Annotated in this window: 15 protein-coding genes; 11 read left to right on the forward strand and 4 right to left on the reverse strand. The window is 49.5% G+C overall.

The annotated features are described in order from the left end of the window. The first annotated feature begins 449 nt into the window (after positions 1-449). On the forward strand, positions 450-1,265 hold the full coding sequence (locus A0W33_RS15945) for an alpha/beta hydrolase (protein ID WP_229802324.1): 816 nt from the start codon (positions 450-452) through the stop codon (positions 1,263-1,265). Between the two features lie 28 nt (positions 1,266-1,293). On the opposite strand, the gene A0W33_RS15950 is transcribed toward A0W33_RS15945, so the two are convergent. Then, entirely contained in the window at positions 1,294-1,731 is a 438-nt protein-coding gene (locus A0W33_RS15950; protein WP_068839096.1) for a hypothetical protein, read from the reverse strand. A gap of 103 nt (positions 1,732-1,834) precedes the next feature. On the opposite strand from A0W33_RS15950, the gene A0W33_RS15955 reads away from it, so the two are divergent. Next, positions 1,835-2,380 carry a DUF1543 domain-containing protein gene (locus A0W33_RS15955; protein WP_244888606.1) on the forward strand — a complete coding sequence of 182 codons (546 nt, stop codon included), beginning with the start codon at positions 1,835-1,837 and terminating at the stop codon, positions 2,378-2,380. Positions 2,381-2,493: 113 nt separating this feature from the next. Here A0W33_RS15955 and A0W33_RS15960 read toward each other — a convergent pair whose 3' ends face one another. Next, entirely contained in the window at positions 2,494-2,835 is a 342-nt protein-coding gene (locus A0W33_RS15960) for a hypothetical protein (RefSeq protein WP_068840197.1), read from the reverse strand. A 474-nt stretch (positions 2,836-3,309) separates the two neighbouring features. Here A0W33_RS15960 and A0W33_RS15965 point away from each other — a divergent pair, with 474 nt between their 5' ends. From A0W33_RS15965 to A0W33_RS15990, 6 genes are all read left to right on the forward strand, one after another. Next, positions 3,310-3,726, forward strand: a complete 417-nt coding sequence (locus A0W33_RS15965; protein WP_068839098.1) for a DoxX family protein — start codon at positions 3,310-3,312, stop codon at positions 3,724-3,726. A gap of 144 nt (positions 3,727-3,870) precedes the next feature. Further along, on the forward strand, positions 3,871-4,737 hold the full coding sequence (locus A0W33_RS15970; protein ID WP_068840198.1) for an aldo/keto reductase: 867 nt from the start codon (positions 3,871-3,873) through the stop codon (positions 4,735-4,737). Between the two features lie 257 nt (positions 4,738-4,994). Next, positions 4,995-5,363, forward strand: a complete 369-nt coding sequence (locus A0W33_RS15975) for a hypothetical protein (protein WP_068839099.1) — start codon at positions 4,995-4,997, stop codon at positions 5,361-5,363. A gap of 748 nt (positions 5,364-6,111) precedes the next feature. After that, the gene (locus A0W33_RS15980; protein ID WP_068839100.1) at positions 6,112-6,624 is read left to right on the forward strand and encodes an RNA polymerase sigma factor; all 513 of its coding nucleotides are present in this window, start codon (positions 6,112-6,114) and stop codon (positions 6,622-6,624) included. A 5-nt stretch (positions 6,625-6,629) separates the two neighbouring features. After that, positions 6,630-7,238 carry a cupin domain-containing protein gene (locus A0W33_RS15985; protein ID WP_139237253.1) on the forward strand — a complete coding sequence of 203 codons (609 nt, stop codon included), beginning with the start codon at positions 6,630-6,632 and terminating at the stop codon, positions 7,236-7,238. A gap of 90 nt (positions 7,239-7,328) precedes the next feature. After that, the gene (locus A0W33_RS15990; protein ID WP_068839102.1) at positions 7,329-7,688 is read left to right on the forward strand and encodes a DUF6717 family protein; all 360 of its coding nucleotides are present in this window, start codon (positions 7,329-7,331) and stop codon (positions 7,686-7,688) included. A 186-nt stretch (positions 7,689-7,874) separates the two neighbouring features. Here the strand turns inward: A0W33_RS15990 and A0W33_RS15995 are convergent, their stop codons facing one another. After that, positions 7,875-8,846 carry a YihY/virulence factor BrkB family protein gene (locus A0W33_RS15995; RefSeq protein WP_172798129.1) on the reverse strand — a complete coding sequence of 324 codons (972 nt, stop codon included), beginning with the start codon at positions 8,844-8,846 and terminating at the stop codon, positions 7,875-7,877. 507 nt (positions 8,847-9,353) lie between these two features. Between A0W33_RS15995 and A0W33_RS16000 the strand changes: the two genes are divergently transcribed. The 3 genes from A0W33_RS16000 to A0W33_RS16010 all read left to right on the forward strand — a co-directional run bounded on the left by A0W33_RS16000 (position 9,354) and on the right by A0W33_RS16010 (position 11,586). After that, positions 9,354-10,511 (forward strand): zinc-dependent alcohol dehydrogenase, encoded by a 1,158-nt coding sequence (locus A0W33_RS16000; RefSeq protein ID WP_068839104.1) that lies wholly within the window; start codon positions 9,354-9,356, stop codon positions 10,509-10,511. A gap of 12 nt (positions 10,512-10,523) precedes the next feature. Continuing rightward, positions 10,524-11,012 carry a hypothetical protein gene (locus A0W33_RS16005; protein ID WP_068839105.1) on the forward strand — a complete coding sequence of 163 codons (489 nt, stop codon included), beginning with the start codon at positions 10,524-10,526 and terminating at the stop codon, positions 11,010-11,012. A 238-nt stretch (positions 11,013-11,250) separates the two neighbouring features. Beyond that, positions 11,251-11,586: a hypothetical protein gene (locus A0W33_RS16010; RefSeq protein ID WP_068839106.1), complete on the forward strand. Its 336-nt coding sequence runs from the start codon at positions 11,251-11,253 to the stop codon at positions 11,584-11,586. 132 nt (positions 11,587-11,718) lie between these two features. Here the strand turns inward: A0W33_RS16010 and A0W33_RS16015 are convergent, their stop codons facing one another. Further along, complete coding sequence (locus tag A0W33_RS16015; protein WP_068839107.1) at positions 11,719-14,763, reverse strand: PAS domain-containing protein; 3,045 nt, start codon at positions 14,761-14,763, stop codon at positions 11,719-11,721. Positions 14,764-15,334: the final 571 nt, after the last annotated feature.

A 15,334-nucleotide genomic window follows, 5' to 3' on the forward strand; every position in this document is an offset into this window, starting at 1 on the left:
TTCAAGTTTTCAAATTGGAGCTTTCATGGGGCCAGTTTGTAACTGGCGTGGGCAATCTTATTTGCTTTCTTTCTGTATATGTTAACCCACCCCTGCCCCTCCGAGGAGGGGAATTTTCGGTACGAGTAATTCATTTAACACTGTCATCTCGAACGCGGTGAGAGATCAAGCCTGAATTCTAAATAGATCTTTCTGTCGTCGTGATGATAGTGGTGGCGTAAGGCACTTCATCAAAACTGATAGCCCCTTTTATAGCGCATGAATTTATACTTGGGGCTAAAGTTAATTCCCCTCCTCGCAGGGGCAGGTTAATTGTTTCCACATACACCACCAAGTTATTCAAACCTTACCCTCTTCTCCATACAAGTCCAACAGGAACCAGACCTCCAGGTAACCGTAAACTAATGAACTGTGGCTATCGGGTGGGTGGCCTTGAAAGCAAGTATTAAATGCAGAATCTTACAGCAAAGGCAGCTGCCATGTGCAGCCTGATCGTGTTCCTGCTGGTAAGCTTTTACGGCATGGGTATACTTGCTGCGTGTACTGTTGAAGCGGAAGGAGAGATAATGACAAAAAGAGACAGCTACAAGACCGGCCGGTTAACAGCAAAGCCAGCAACGGGAGCGAAGGCGAACGATTTGAAGACAGGCATGCAGCCCCTGAATCTGGACGGCAAAAAGGAGGGGTTAATATACATACCAAGTTCCTACAGCAGTGAAAAGCCGGCTGCCTTGGCCGTAATGCTGCATGGGGCAGGAGCCAACGCTGAGCAGGGGCTGTCGCTGCTTCGAAAGCAGGCCGATGCGCTTAACATCATACTTATTGCGCCGGCTTCCCGTGCCCCAAGCTGGGATATTATCTCCAGCCGTGCTTTCGGCCCGGATGTACTTTATATAGACCAGGCACTGCAGCAGGTTTTCGATAGGTATGCCATTGAAACAGCCCGTGTTGCCGTGGGTGGCTTTTCGGATGGGGCTTCGTACGCCCTCACGCTTGGCCTAACCAACGGCGATCTCTTCACCCACATCCTGGCCTTTTCCCCAGGCTTTGCCCACACTGCAGAACTGCATGGCAACCCGGCGGTATTTATTTCACACGGCATCCACGACAGCATTTTGCCGATTGACCCTTGCAGCAGGCGCATTGTGCCGCAACTGCAACGGCAGGGCTTTGAGGTTAAATACCAGGAGTTCGACGGGCCGCACACGGTACCGACAGAAGTGGTGGAAAGCGCGGTGGCGTGGTTTCTGAAAAGCGAAGTATAACAGCCATACTTGCCGTCACAGCACCAGTTTATGATCTGCCCTTTCGGCCTTTGCCTTTCTTCTGCTTTTTCTCCTTGCTTCTTTCAGCTTTGATATCCTTGAATTCCTCGTTGGAAACCGTGACGGTGTAGTAGGCAGCTGTCAGGATGGTTAGGTCTGCATCAAAATCATAAGCCACCGTTAATTCCAGGTACTTGTCCGGGTTGAGGACATACTCTCCCTCCACCTTATCATACACCTGATAGGCGAACTCGCCCTCCTCCAGGTGCTTATCCTGTACGCGCGCCAGACAATCCCCCGTCAGCACAAGGGGCGTGTCTAACTCATCCACAAACTCGAATGGCTGTGTATACCTGCCGTCCTTTTTATTCGTGATGTATTCAATCTTATCAATGTACAGCTCCACATCCACATTCTGGTTGTCCCTGCTGTTTTTAATCTGGCTCAAGTTTCCTTTTAACCGCATTTGCCCTTTTGTTTTATTTCTGCTAAGTTAAGAAGTATAAAACGAAAGCGTTGCCATTAGGCCCTGCCATTTCTATTTCAGCATGCAACAACCCAAATTATACATGCTCCTGCTCGGGAGCCGTCCAGCAGGCCGAAACACAGAGCAACACGATATTTTCTTCGGAATTGGCGAAGCTATAAAGGATTTGGTGCCGGCAACTAAAGCCTTCTGGCCCGAGGCGAAGGGAAACCTGCATGTTGATGCCTGGCGCGAGGTGACGCAGGTAGACGGTTTCGAAGTAAAAGTTATACTTCGTGCAGAGGTGTCCCATGAAGCAGCAGCAGAAAACAGGTTGTTTTTCCTGAACCTGGGCGGGTACAAAGCAGGGGAGTTTGATGAATTTCACTACAAGATGCTGGCAGTTGCCGAAGATAAAAAAGCGGCTATACGGCAGGCCAGGCAAACAGCTTTTTACAGGCATACCGGCATCAAAGGAGCGCCATCGCATATCGACGAGAAGTTTGGTGTGGATGTGGACGAGCTATACCAGGTAAAGGATATTTTGTCCCCAGCGCAAAAGGAGCATTATACCCTGGCGATACAACCAGGCGGTGCTGTACCTGAAGACGAACTGCACCTGGGTTATTTTAAGTTGCATAAGCTGTAAGGCAAGTATAGCCACGCTGTTTCTCAAAGGCAGTCGCGGGAATCCAGGGCAATAAAAAGCGTCGCTCCTGATCGGGAGCGACGCTTTTTTATATTTAATAAGTTATGTGATTCCTACTTATCCTGATCGTTCTGCTTGCGGATCTCGTCCAGGTCCACGTTGCTCTTGTGTGCTTTCAACGTGCTGGCGTTTGGCTGGTCTGTACGGAATTCCTTGTCGGTGCTGTCTGCGCCACGGCTGGTGGTGGTCAGGTTGGTATGGTCGTTATGATCGGGGCTATTTTTGCCTGCTTTGGCTCCACCACTATCTCCTTCGCGGCTTGGCTTGTTTTCGCCGCGGGTGTTATCCGCACCGCCGGCTACCGGGCCGGTATTTGTTCCCTGCGGGCGTCCGCTCACATTCTTATCCTTGTCAAAATCTCCTTCGTTCTCAATATTTCTGTTGTTCGTACTCATAGTTTTCTCTTTTAGGGTTTGTTTGATTCTAATTATACTAATGCGGGTTTGCACCGCCATGCTATAGTTTACGGGTAATGGCGGCTTAAGATTAGGTAGCGCGCTAAACGATGTCCCTGCCTGTACCTTTATGCAAGTGCAAAAGCTTGATTTTTAAACAGGAGGACAGAAATACTTTACACAATTTTGTCCTCCTGAATTGATCTTGTGGGCAGGCTAAGAAAGCACTGACTGCCCGCTTCTGCCGTTCGCCACCAAGATCCTTTCAGGATGACAAATCCTCATACTTCTCTTGCTTTGGGTGATAGAATGGCGCTGTATGAAGTATGCCAGGAGAGAGATTTGCCATGCGATAGCTATGTATTAATTATTTTATAAATAGCTGTTACCTAACCTTATATAGTTATAAGCGTCTTTAAGTATTAGATTAAATCATACTTTGTCCCTACCTTTTAACAAAAAGCCAAAATTACTATGGAAAGATTTTTAGGAAATTACAGCCCGCACCTGTACGCGATACTTCGCATTGTGGCAGGCTTGATGTTTGCCATACACGGTGCTCAAAAGCTGTTTGGCATTTTGGGTGGCGACCAACCGGTAGAATTAATTTCGTTGATGGGGCTGGCTGGTATTATAGAGTTTGTGGGAGGCATTCTGATTGCGATTGGCCTGTTTACAAGCATAGCCGCCTTTATTGCGAGTGGCCAGATGGCAGCAGCCTTTTTCATGGCGCACTTTCCGCAAGGCTGGAACCCGGTAACAAATCAGGGCGAAACAGCCGTACTCTACTGCTTTCTGTTTCTGTACATGGCAGCGCGCGGCTCCGGCATCTGGAGTGTAAATGCCGCCCGGCACAGCGGAGCCACCACGCACGCGGCAGTGCACCGCTAACCGCAGCAGGAGGCGCTGTTTTCTGATATTGATGCTGTCAGCACAGGTATGCAGGAAACGGGATCAGGGCTTTTCTCAACGCGAAGGGATGCAGGCCGTAGAATTAAGAAAGAAACGAATCACATCGACAACAAACTTAATACTATGGCTGAGACAACATCATTTGAAAAAACATACACCATTGGCGGAGACCTGGAGGTAAACAGAATGGGCTTCGGTGCCATGCGCATCACGGGCGAGGGCATCTGGGGACCGCCCAAAGACAAAGAGGAGGCGATACGCGTGCTGCAACGCTCCGTGGAACTGGGCATCAACTTTATCGACACAGCTGACAGCTACGGCCCTAATGTGTCGGAAGAATTGATTGCAGAGGCCTTATATCCATACCCGAAGAACCTGGTGATCGCCACTAAAGGCGGCCTTACGCGCACCGGCCCTAATGTATGGCCGATTAACGCCGACCCTGATTACCTGCAGAAAGCACTTGAAGGAAGCCTGAAGCGCCTGAAGCAGGATCGGATTGACCTGTACCAGTTGCACCGCATCGATCCGGAGGTGCCTTACGAGAAAACGTTGGAGTTTCTGCAGCGGGTGCAGGAAGAGGGGCTGGTAAAGCATATTGGCCTGTCGGAGGTGTCGGTAGAGGAGATCAAAAAGGCACAGGAGTACTTTGAGGTGGTATCGGTGCAGAACAAGTATAGCGTGGACTTCCGAAAGTGGGAAGACGAACTGCAGTACTGCCGCGAACAGGACATGGCTTTCATTCCATGGAACCCGATCAATGCAGGCAATGTGGGAGCCCTGAACAAGCTACAGGAGATAGGAAAGAAGTATGATGCCTCTGCGCACCAGATCGCACTGAGCTGGCTGTTGCACCACGCCGACAATATCCTGCTCATTCCGGGTACTTCTAAGGTAAAGCACCTCGAAGAGAATTATAAAGCCGCATCCATTTCATTGACTGAGGAGGATGTGCAGGAACTGAATAAGCTGGAGCAGTCGGAAAAGTAGCAGGAGGAGGCGTTTCGGGCGCAAGCGCTACTGCTTACAATATACTTTTTGGGAAAGCGCCCTATCGGATACAACCGATAGGGCGCTTTTTCTAGAGGTGTTGGTTTAAGAGCTTAAGCGAATTCTCTAGAATCAGCTGGAGGGGCACATATGTGAAATTTATGCTAATAAAATTAGTTTTTAAGCGTTTTTATACACAAATAATAAACCAAGAGTGGTGTAATGCGTAAATTATTAGCAAATCAACAGAGAGAATTATGAAACTGAAGATAGAGGAAAAGCCGTTTCTGCCGGAAGGCCGACACGTGGTGAAGATAACAGAAGTGGAAGAGGGCAAAAGCGAAAACAAGGAGATTCCGTTTATCAACTGCCGCCTCGAAAATGAGGATGGATTCGTGAACCAGCGTTTTTACTTAAGTGAGCCGGGCCAGCCTATACTTGCTGCGTTCCTGAAAGCCTTGGGCATTGAAAAGCAGGAGGTGGACTCGAAAGAGCTTAAAGGCAAAACGCTTTCAGTGGAAGTGGAAGAGCGCTCTTACGAGGATGCAAACGGCAAAGAGAAAACGATCAAACAGGCTTCTCATTTTGAAGCCGTAGGCGAGGCCGATACTTCTGACCGAATCTAGCAAAGCAAAGTATAAAACAAAAAAGGAGCTGCAGGCTCCTTTTTTTATGCCTGGTGATCAAGAGGGCTCGTTTATTCTTGTGTCTGCCTCGCTTGTTTCTCTTCAGGCTGTGCTGGACGTGCAGAAGAACGTTGCATCGCGGTGGATTCACCTCCCCAAAAATAGTGGCTTTTAGAAGTTGAAAGCTATTTCAAAGTCGCCGCTAAAGTTGAGCTAAGTGTTTACAGTTGCCATTGTTATGCTGTTTAAAAGAATACTATTTAAGGCTCACCAGTTTAATGCCAGCAGCTAATATGGCTTTGATAGACAGGTGAAACAAAAGCCAATTGCATCAACCGACAACAGGGGATAAAGCATCCTTCCATACTTGTTCGGAAGGTGATCTTGGCCTTTAGCAAGTATAAGCCGTTGATACCAGCCAGGAGTCTTCCAGAGAGAAGTGCGGAGAGGTAAGGCATTACCTGACTTGCGCTGAACCAAAGGCTTTTTGCATTTCTTGAAGCAATTACCGGACTTTCTTTCCTGCAATACCGTACTATGATTAAGCTTAAAATAGCAGTATAATACTGTGTTATAACATTTTAAGAAAAATACCTACGGAAACCAGCACCCCCTGTCATTGCACCCGTCCTGGGTGCGCAGTAGACCAGCTGCCTTCCCGGTTCTAGGTATTTCAAACGGATTTTGTTAAATTTAAAACCTATACCTCCGTTACCAACGGAAGGCAGTGTCGGGAGATAAATGAGTTATGTCAGGAATTGATCTTCAGGGAGAAACAGAGCAAAGTTTGGTAGAGGCGCTCCAACAGGGCAAACAGGAAATGCTAAGCGTGTTGTACGATGCTTATGCACCTGTGATGATGGGCGTAATTGCCAGGATAGTGCCCGATAAAGAGCAGGCGGAAGAGGTATTGCAGGAAACATTTGTGGCAATCTGGTCGCGCATCGATGTGTACGATTCCTCCAAAGGCAGATTCCTTATCTGGGGACTGGCTATTGCCCGGGGGATTGCACTGGAAGCAGTGAAGAACGGGCAGTATATACCGGGAAATTCGGCCAGTGCTGCGCCACAGCAGGCGCGGGAGCCGAAGCCAAAGCCGTTTTGTGATCTGGAACCCCAGGAACGCGCCATACTGGAGCTGATTTACCTGAAAGGGTACAGCTGCTCTGAAGTAACCGCTGAACTTAATATCACTGAAGAAACGTTAAGAACAATCCTGAAAAAGGCATTCATACATTTAAAGGCAGAAAAATCAGCATGAACCCTATGCTTAGTGAATTTTTAGAATCCGGGGTTTTGGAGCTTTATGTGATGGGTGCCACCACGCCTCAGCAGACCCAGCGCGTAGAGGAAATGGCAGCGGCGTATCCCGAAATCCGCCAGGAGATTGATGCTATCAGTCAGGCGATGGAGGCGTATGCACTGGCACATGCAGTGAAGCCCAGAAATACTGTAAAACCGCTGCTCATGGCCACCATTGATTATATGGAGCGCATGAAGCAGGGGGAACTTCCTGCAACACCACCCGTTGTAACGGAAAATTCGCGCCCTGAGGATTTTGCCACCTGGTTAAATCGTGAAGACATGATGCTGCCACCGGACGCCGAAAATATCCACGCCAGGATTATTGGCTATACACCAGCGGCCACCACAGCCATTGTCTGGATCAAGGACAGGTCTGACCAGGAAGTGCACGAGGATGAACTGGAGCGTTTCCTGATTGTAGAGGGCACCTGCAACATTATAGCCGGCGAGCAAACGCACAGCCTGCAGGCTGGTGATTATTTTGCCGTGCCGCTGCATACCCCGCACATGTTTATTGTAACGTCTGATTACCCCTGCAAGGCCATTCTGCAACGCCTGAGCGTTAACTAAATCGCTGCCTTATTGGAAACTTTGCCGCATACCCTGCTGTTTTAAAGGATGTTGGTTTTGTTACAAATAGCCTTACTATGCGCTGTTCTGATGGTCTGGAACAAGGCATCCGCTGATACTACGATATTTACTTTTTACAAGGAGTCGCACGGCACCTGGTATATAGATCTCCCGGATTACCCTGGCCCGAAAGGAAACTTGGCTATGGTGGCCGGAGCAGATGACATGCTTGATTACCTGGCAAAGGGAGGAAACAGGGTGACGGTGGAAATGAGCGAGCAGCCGTTTTCAGGAGCATTGGCCATGGAACAAACCAGGCTGGGAGAGCCGGGCGGTGGTGCTTACTATAAGCCCAGGAACCACTCGATACAATCGGTGTGGCTCTGCGATGTTACCCTCTTTGCCCTCGGGAAATTTCCGGAGAAGATTTATTTCCGTGCTGTGGAATAGCATCCCCTAACCCACAAATCATTCTCTTTTATTTTGGTTTAGCAGCCACATTAGGGCCGCGATGTTTTCGGCGCATAGAGAAAGTACGCTGAAAGCGTATAAGTATAGACACCGGCAGAAGCGAACCCTGCTTACTTGTACGAACTGCTAATCATACCTATACTTCCCGGTAAAACTCCGGCTTTTTTATTTTTCACTCTTCTGCTCATCTCCCGGATCGCCTGCCACATGATCGGCATGGTAGGCATTGCGCTCACCCAGTGGTTTTTCTTTTCCAACGGTGGTGTCCTTAGCCGTTTGATGCTCCAACTCGGAATTGATTTCAGCCCCTAGAAGTATGATGAAACTGGTTAAATTAAACCAGAGCATTAGGATGATAACGGCGGCAACAGAACCATAGGTTTCGCTGTAGTTGCCGAAGTTGTTCACGTAGTACGAAAACAACAGCGAGCCCAACAGCCAAAGCCCCGTTGCCATGGCAGATCCCCAACTTACCCACCTGAATTTTGGGTTGTTGCGTTTCGGCGCCACTTTGTAAATAAGCGCCAGGGCACCCATTATAAACACGATGAGCAATACCCACCGCCCTAGCTGCAACACTGTTTCGAGCCAGTCCGGCAAACCCAGGTGTTCTATAATGGCCGGGAAGGCAACTACAAGCGCTACACAGAGTGAGCCAAGAATAATGCCGCCGAGCGTAAAGAGCAGTGTGATTGCGTTGAGTTTAAGAAAGCTCCTGTCATTCTCCTCGTCGTAAGCGATGTTGATTCCCTCAAACAGGGATTTGGTGCCGCTGTTGGCACTCCATAAACTCAAAACGATACCCAAAAGCGCTCCCCAGCCCAGGGAGCTGCTAGACTGCTGGGCAATGTTACGGAGCCGTTCGGTAAGCATATCATGCGCTTCGGGCGGTAACACGGATGTAAGCTGCTCCATCTGTTGCTCCACCTCGGCGGGCGAAGTAACCAGGCCATAAATCGAGATGATGGCGGCAAGGGTAGGAAACAGCGCCAGGAAAAAGTAAAAGGCAACGCCGGCCGCCACAATGCTGATGTTATCCGTGGCCAGCTGCTCTTTTACACGGAGCATTACCTGTTTCCAACCGGCGGCCGGTATTTCTTTCGGGGCTTCTGCGTTTCTTCCTTTTGCGTCTTCCATGGGTTTACGGCTATTTATTCACTCAAATAAAACGAAGGACAGGCAAAGGGGTTGAGGTGTTGGGCAGGTTACACTGCACGTGTAAGTAATTCTGCAGCTAATTGAAGCCGGTATCTTTCCCTGCATCACCACAACAGTATTCATGAAAAAGGACACTTATACCCAACCTGATACGGATGCTACATAGGGTGGCAGGCACTGCACTTAAAGGTGCGCCAGTATATTTTCAATGCCTGGTACTGAATCTATACTTGTTGGAGGGGTGTAGCTAATCCTGCAAAGCCACATACTTATTTAGAAGCTACTCATTATAGAAGCTACTCAACTTTGGTTTATAGTACTATTTAAATATAACGCTTCTCCGGGAATGTTAGAATTATGCAACCTTGATTTTGTAAAACAGGTACTTACCTGTAAGCTGTGCTAAACCTCGTCCTGTACAGGAGGCGTGGCGATAGGGAAGATAATTGATTCTCATTTTGTCTCACATTAACTGAAAACAAGCTTATGCTGGCAATGAATTACCGGGGGCCTCAAAGAATCCGCCTCGATCGAAATAAACCCATGCCTGAAATACTGCACCCGCAAGACGCCATTGTGCGGGTAACGCGTGCGTGTATCTGTGGCTCTGACCTGCACCTATATAACGGCAACGTACCCGATACCCGCGTAGGGGAAACGTTCGGACATGAATTTATCGGGGTGGTGGAAGAAATCGGCTCTGATGTACATAAATTAAAAGTAGGCGACCAGGTGATTGTACCTTTCAACATTGCCTGCGGCGAGTGTACTTTCTGTAAGCAGGAGCTGTATGGCAACTGCCACGAAGCTAACCCACAGGCGACAGCCGTTGGAGGCATTTTTGGCTATTCACACATGGCTGGTGGTTACAATGGCGGGCAGGCAGAATATGTACGGGTGCCTTATGCCAATGTAGGCCCGATGGTGATTCCGAGCGGCATGCACCCGGATGATGCCGTGATGCTGACAGACGTGGTGCCTACCGGGTACCAGGCGGCTGAAATGGGTGGTATTCAAAAAGGTGATACCGTAGCGGTATTCGGTGCCGGCCCCGTAGGAATTATGGCTGCCAAGTGCGCCTGGTTATTCGGCGCTGGCCGTGTTATTGTTTTTGACCAGGAAGAGTACCGCCTGGATTTCGTTCGAAACTATGCGCAGTGCGAAGCTTATAATTTCCGCTCGATCGAAGACCCGGTGGTGTTCATGAAAAAGCAAACCGACTCGCTGGGTGCCGATGTGTGTATTGATGCAGTGGGTGCCGAGGCAGCCGGCAGTAAGTTTCAAACTATTACGGGTAGGAAAACCCTGATGCAGGCAGGTTCTGCCACCGCGCTGCAGTGGGCCATCAACTCGGCTAAAAAGGGTGGTATTGTATCGGTGGTAGGGGTTTATGGACCAACAGGCAACATGATTCCTATTGGAAACGCTCTGAACAAAGGTTTGACCATACGTGGTAATCAGGCCTCGGTAAAGCGTTTGCTGCCGAAAATGATAGAGCACGTGCAAAGCGGCGTGCTTAACCCTAAGGCGCTGATAACCCATCATTTCCCGCTCGAAGAGGTGGCAGACGCCTACCGTATTTTCTCAGACAAGCTGGATAATTGCATCAAGCCAGTGCTTATTCCACCTTCAGCAAGAATGTAAAACAGACATATTATGGAAAACAGACCAGTAGACTATAATCTCATCAATGGCTGGGGCATTGATGCAGATCCGAAGAATGACCCCACATACCCCATGCGGAAACGGTCAGCCGATGACCATGAAGGCTATAGCTGGAACAGGCCGCAGCAGCAACCGATAGACGTTGAAGTACTGCACTCCATTGAGCGCCCAAACGTTACGGCTGTATTTGGTACTTCCAAGCCACCGAGTGGCCTTAGCGGAAAGCTTCGCCGCCATGCCTTTAAGTATGGAGAAGGCAGTTTCGCGCATTGGATTCCCCTCATTGTGGCAGACCGCGTGGATGTGGTAGAGGGCATAATAGATGATATCAAAAGCGGCAGCTTTCCAAATATCTGGAAGGAACGCGGCATGAATGCCCAGTGGAAGTATGACAAAGCAGGCCTGTTAAAGAGCCTGGCCATTGGTGCGGCTATCACGACCGCTGCCGTCATGCTGATCAAAAATAAGAGCAGGGACTAACCTTGTTGTAAGGCAGCAGGCTTGTAGCATGTTTAGCCACAGTTGGCCTTGCCTAGTCCTGTTACTGAAAAAAAGAAGCACAGCGAAGTACGGGAGCATCGCGCCTGGTTTTTCGCTGTGTTTCCCTTTTGGGCCGTACATACAAGTATAGCCGGGTAATAAACAATTCGGGAGTTTGGCTGCTATACGTATGCCTGCTGCTCTCTAAAATATACTGTTGCAGTTAAAAGATAAAACAATGCAAAATAAAGTAGAACTCACGTCCATGGTTACCGTCCTCAACAGAGTACGGAAAGATGGCTTTACAACAGATTTCAGGGTTACGGAAGATGGTTTGTGTGCCCTGGCAACGAATGAGACCTTTAAACCTGAGCAGCTGCAAATTGTTAATTTCTACCGCTTCGAAGGAGAGACTAACCCGGACGACATGGCCATACTTTACGTAGTGGAAACAAACACGGGCCTGAAGGGCACGATATCCGATGCTTATGGCCTTTATTCGGACGAAACTATCGAGAGCTTTATGAAGCAGGTGCAGGACCTGGGGAAAAACCTGGACAGGTCGGGCAGGTAACAAGGACTAAAGAATTCCATAACGCATTGGCCGCAAGAATATCCTGTTTCCTGCGGCCAATGCATTATGGAATTTATTTAAAAAGCGCCGGATGCCGTTCCTTCGAAACAGCATTTTTTAGTTGTTTGGAGACTAATTCTTTAAGCTAACAGTAAAGGTAGAGCCTTCTCCCAATTTGCTTTCCACGTTTATTTTTCCGTCGGCATTCTCAATGATGCGCTTTACCATGTATAGCCCCACACCAGATCCTTCTACATGGTCGTGGAGGCGCCCAAACATGGTGAATAATTTGCGGCTGTTCGTCAGGTCTATCCCTAAGCCATTGTCTTTCACGGCAAGTACGGCGTAATTGGTTTCCTGCCTACAGGAGATTTCAATCTGAAGAGCTCGGTCGGGAGCGTGGTACTTGATGGCATTTGAAATAAGGTTGTAAACCACCGAGCGCAGGTTCTTCTTAGAGAAGCGGATGTTTGGGCAGTCCGCTACATCAACGTGCAGCGTGGCATTGGCAGCTTCGAGTTGTGGCTTTAGGTCAAGTTTTATGTTGCCAATCACCTCCTCCAGGTCAACCAATTCGGTGCCCTGGTTATTTTCCTTCTGCAGTTTCGTTACCTCCGTCAGGTGCTCGATAGTGCTTTTAAACCGCTGGATGGATTCTTCAATCATGGCCGGTACACTCTCCAACCCCTCACCAGCCAATGCCTCGGCTGGAAGTGAGTTTAGGAGCACCCGCACCAGGCCTTCAATGTTGAAAATAGGAGCCTTCAGGTCATGTGAAGCCGTATAGATAAAGTTATCTAAGTCAATATTGGTGCGCGTGAGCTGCTCATTGGTTGCACTTAGCTCCATGTTGGTGGCCGCGAGTTGATCCGACAGTTGCTGCAGTTCCGTCTCCTGTTTTTTCCGTTCGGAAATATCGATTGCGATAGCTGCCAAACCAAGTATCTCCCCGGTTTCAGGGTCCTTGATGGAAAAGCTGTTGTAATGCACCGGAATGTCTGCACCTGTCTGGAAATGCCTCAGATTTCTTTCACCGGTCCAGCGGCCATTTTCCTTTAGCGCGGGTAACAAAGACGCTTCTGCAGCCGCTTTGTCATCCTCATGAAAGTAGTCCGTAATTTTTACCTGCTTCACCTGTGCGGCAGTGAGCCCTACCAACTCAAGCCCGGCCTGGTTCAGGTATACCCCGCGTCCTGAGGGAGAAGCCAAGCTTATGAAGTCATTGCTGTTTTCCACCAGTTCTACCTGTTGCTGCTGCTGCTTGGTAAGTTTCTGGAATGCTTTGTTGGAGCGGGAAAGTTCTGCATTGGCGGCAAGGAGTTTGTCGGCTAGCGCTTTGGCCTCTCTTTCGCTTTTCTCTATTTTCTGCAGTACCAGCTTTTGTTCCGTCACGTCGTTTACGAGCGTGAAAAATCCTTCTACCTTGCCCTGCTGGATGTCGGGCACATAACTGGTGCGGATGTGCTTTACAAAATCTTCGCGGTACGGCATCCTGCTTTCAAAATCAAGCCGCTCCCCGGCAAGTGCGCGGTCAATATAGGTTTTAACACCCTGGTATGCCGCCTCGCCGACCACCTCGCGAACAGGACGCCCCAGCAGCTGTTTTGGGTCCATGTTAAACCATGACTCATAAGCCTTATTTGCAAAGCGGTACTTCTCGTCTTTGTCCAGGTAGCCGATCAGCACAGGCAGGGCATCCGTAATGAGGCGGAGGCTGTCAGCGCGCTGCTCCACCACCTGCCGTGACTTTACCTGCTCTGTTACGTCGTGGGCGAAAACCATTGCGCCATCTACTTCTCCTAGTTCGTTTCGACGCGCCTGGTACGTGAAATTCCAGAATATTTCCTCAGGCGGAGCACCCTCGTGGCGGGCCAGCATCAGGGGAAACTCCTGTGCCTGATAAGTCTGTCCGGTATTATATACATTAGCAAGGATATCAAGGAGAGGCGTGCCTTCCAACTCGGGAAGCGCCTTTAGCAATGGCTTGCCCAATAAATCCCTTCCCGGAAAAATCTGTTGGTAGGCTGGGTTTACCAGTTGGTATGTGAGCTCCGGGCCATCCAGGATAACGATAGGGGCAGGGGCTTCCATAAACAACTGCTGCAGGCGGTTGCGCTGCAGCTCTATTTCGGCTTTGGCCATTTCTAACTGGCGCATTCTGTCTGCGACACGTTTTTCAAGCCGCTTGTTAAGCTCCTGGAGCGCCTGTTGCACTTCGGTCAGCTGTTCGTTGGCAGCCTGAATTTCTTCGTTAGCCGCTGTAAGCTGTTCGTTTGATAGCTGCAGGGCTTGTTCCCGCTGCTCCACCTTCTGCCGGGCCTCCACCTGCGCCGTCACCTCATAGGCAAACACCAGAATACTGTCGATGTTGTTATGGATATCCCGGAGCGCCTGGTACGTGAAGTTGTAGTAGTTATGGCCGATGGCTCCCGAATTTTCGTGGTCGAGCTGCACCTTCATCTCGTGCGCATGATAGGTTTCGCCGGTATTGTACACATGGTCCAGTAGCCCAAAAATAGGCTGTCCCGCCAGCTCCGGCATAGCCTCGGCAATAGGCTTTCCTATAATGGATCGCTCGCCCACCAACTGTTGGTAAGGCGGGTTGACAAATTTGAACACATGGTGTGGTCCCTCAAAAACGCAGATCATCGCCGGCGCCTCCACCAGGATATGGTGCATTTTATGCCGCTGCAGATCCGCTTCTGCCCGGGCAGCATTCAGTTCAGCGTCATACTGTTCCTGCTGTTGGCTTAGGTGCTCTAACTGCTGCTTTGTAAGTATAGCTTCCGTTACATCCGCAAGCTTCAGAACAAGGTATTGCACGTTTCCCGCTTCATCCAACACAGGCGTGTTGAAGAGGCGCCAGTAGCTTTCTGCTGCGGCTGCATCCGGCTGCCGGGCGGCGTGGCTTAGTAGTAGTGGCTGTTGCGGCTGTTTGTGCGCAAGCACCCACTCCAGAGACCGATGTACCTGAAGCTGGGCATCCGGTGGCATACCGGCCGGCAAGGCATCCTGTAGTGTTTTCCCCTGCAGCGCGGCACGGCTATGGCGGGTGTTCTTCAGGTATCCCTCACTTGCCGTAAGAATCGTGAGATCGGGGGAAAGGATCAGGTATGGATCAGGGAGAGTCTCAAAAATTCTAAGTGTATCTGGCGGCAACGGAGCAGCTTTTATCATTGTTCGTCTTCTATTTTTTAGGCGCGTTCCCGCCAGGGCAAGCGGTACGTAATACCGCCTTTTGTAGGAACGTTAACAGGCAGGCCAGGTTAAATCTGTTTTTGCATAAGTAGCTCCAACTATTTTCTTTATAAGATTGGGGGCATCTAGCATGTTGCGTCAATGGAAAATTAAAATAAGGTGAACCGTTGGTATAAATATAAGGAAATATAAGGTTTCAGTGTATATCGGCTTCCATATCAGGCACACTATGCTTTATCGTCCGTTCAGTATTTTACGCTTTCCTGTAAAGATGAAGAGAAGCCACCTGTAAACGGGCTGTTCAGGTTTGAACGGACTGGCCTTACGTGCAAAGCAGCCGTAGCAATAAACACAACGCAGCCTGTTACCCAGCGCAGCCTGTTACCCAGCGCAGCAGATCTTAGCGCACACACTCCAGTTCCGCCAGATGTGTATCCGCCACAGAGCCGCATGAGCGGGAAGTGCTTTGGGATAAGTATAAGCGGCAGTTCGGGCAGCTAAAGCAGGGTCAGGGCTTCTGCTTTCAAGTCATCTTAGAGAACCCGGATGT

The organism is Pontibacter akesuensis (assembly GCF_001611675.1).
Classification (GTDB): domain Bacteria; phylum Bacteroidota; class Bacteroidia; order Cytophagales; family Hymenobacteraceae; genus Pontibacter; species Pontibacter akesuensis.

What these genes read in the sequence shown, in the direction of transcription:
- A0W33_RS16015 (WP_068839107.1), bottom strand. Translation starts at nt 14,763, where the DNA reads ATGATAAAAGCTGCTCCGTTGCCGCCAGATACACTTAGAATTTTTGAG.
- A0W33_RS15955 (WP_244888606.1), top strand. Translation starts at nt 1,835, where the DNA reads ATGCTCCTGCTCGGGAGCCGTCCAGCAGGCCGAAACACAGAGCAACAC.
- A0W33_RS15980 (WP_068839100.1), top strand. Translation starts at nt 6,112, where the DNA reads ATGTCAGGAATTGATCTTCAGGGAGAAACAGAGCAAAGTTTGGTAGAG.
- A0W33_RS15960 (WP_068840197.1), bottom strand. Translation starts at nt 2,835, where the DNA reads ATGAGTACGAACAACAGAAATATTGAGAACGAAGGAGATTTTGACAAG.
- A0W33_RS15995 (WP_172798129.1), bottom strand. Translation starts at nt 8,846, where the DNA reads ATGGAAGACGCAAAAGGAAGAAACGCAGAAGCCCCGAAAGAAATACCG.
- A0W33_RS16005 (WP_068839105.1), top strand. Translation starts at nt 10,524, where the DNA reads ATGGAAAACAGACCAGTAGACTATAATCTCATCAATGGCTGGGGCATT.
- A0W33_RS15975 (WP_068839099.1), top strand. Translation starts at nt 4,995, where the DNA reads ATGAAACTGAAGATAGAGGAAAAGCCGTTTCTGCCGGAAGGCCGACAC.
- A0W33_RS16010 (WP_068839106.1), top strand. Translation starts at nt 11,251, where the DNA reads ATGCAAAATAAAGTAGAACTCACGTCCATGGTTACCGTCCTCAACAGA.
- A0W33_RS15950 (WP_068839096.1), bottom strand. Translation starts at nt 1,731, where the DNA reads ATGCGGTTAAAAGGAAACTTGAGCCAGATTAAAAACAGCAGGGACAAC.
- A0W33_RS15945 (WP_229802324.1), top strand. Translation starts at nt 450, where the DNA reads ATGCAGAATCTTACAGCAAAGGCAGCTGCCATGTGCAGCCTGATCGTG.
- A0W33_RS15965 (WP_068839098.1), top strand. Translation starts at nt 3,310, where the DNA reads ATGGAAAGATTTTTAGGAAATTACAGCCCGCACCTGTACGCGATACTT.
- A0W33_RS15985 (WP_139237253.1), top strand. Translation starts at nt 6,630, where the DNA reads ATGCTTAGTGAATTTTTAGAATCCGGGGTTTTGGAGCTTTATGTGATG.
- A0W33_RS15970 (WP_068840198.1), top strand. Translation starts at nt 3,871, where the DNA reads ATGGCTGAGACAACATCATTTGAAAAAACATACACCATTGGCGGAGAC.
- A0W33_RS16000 (WP_068839104.1), top strand. Translation starts at nt 9,354, where the DNA reads ATGCTGGCAATGAATTACCGGGGGCCTCAAAGAATCCGCCTCGATCGA.
- A0W33_RS15990 (WP_068839102.1), top strand. Translation starts at nt 7,329, where the DNA reads ATGGTCTGGAACAAGGCATCCGCTGATACTACGATATTTACTTTTTAC.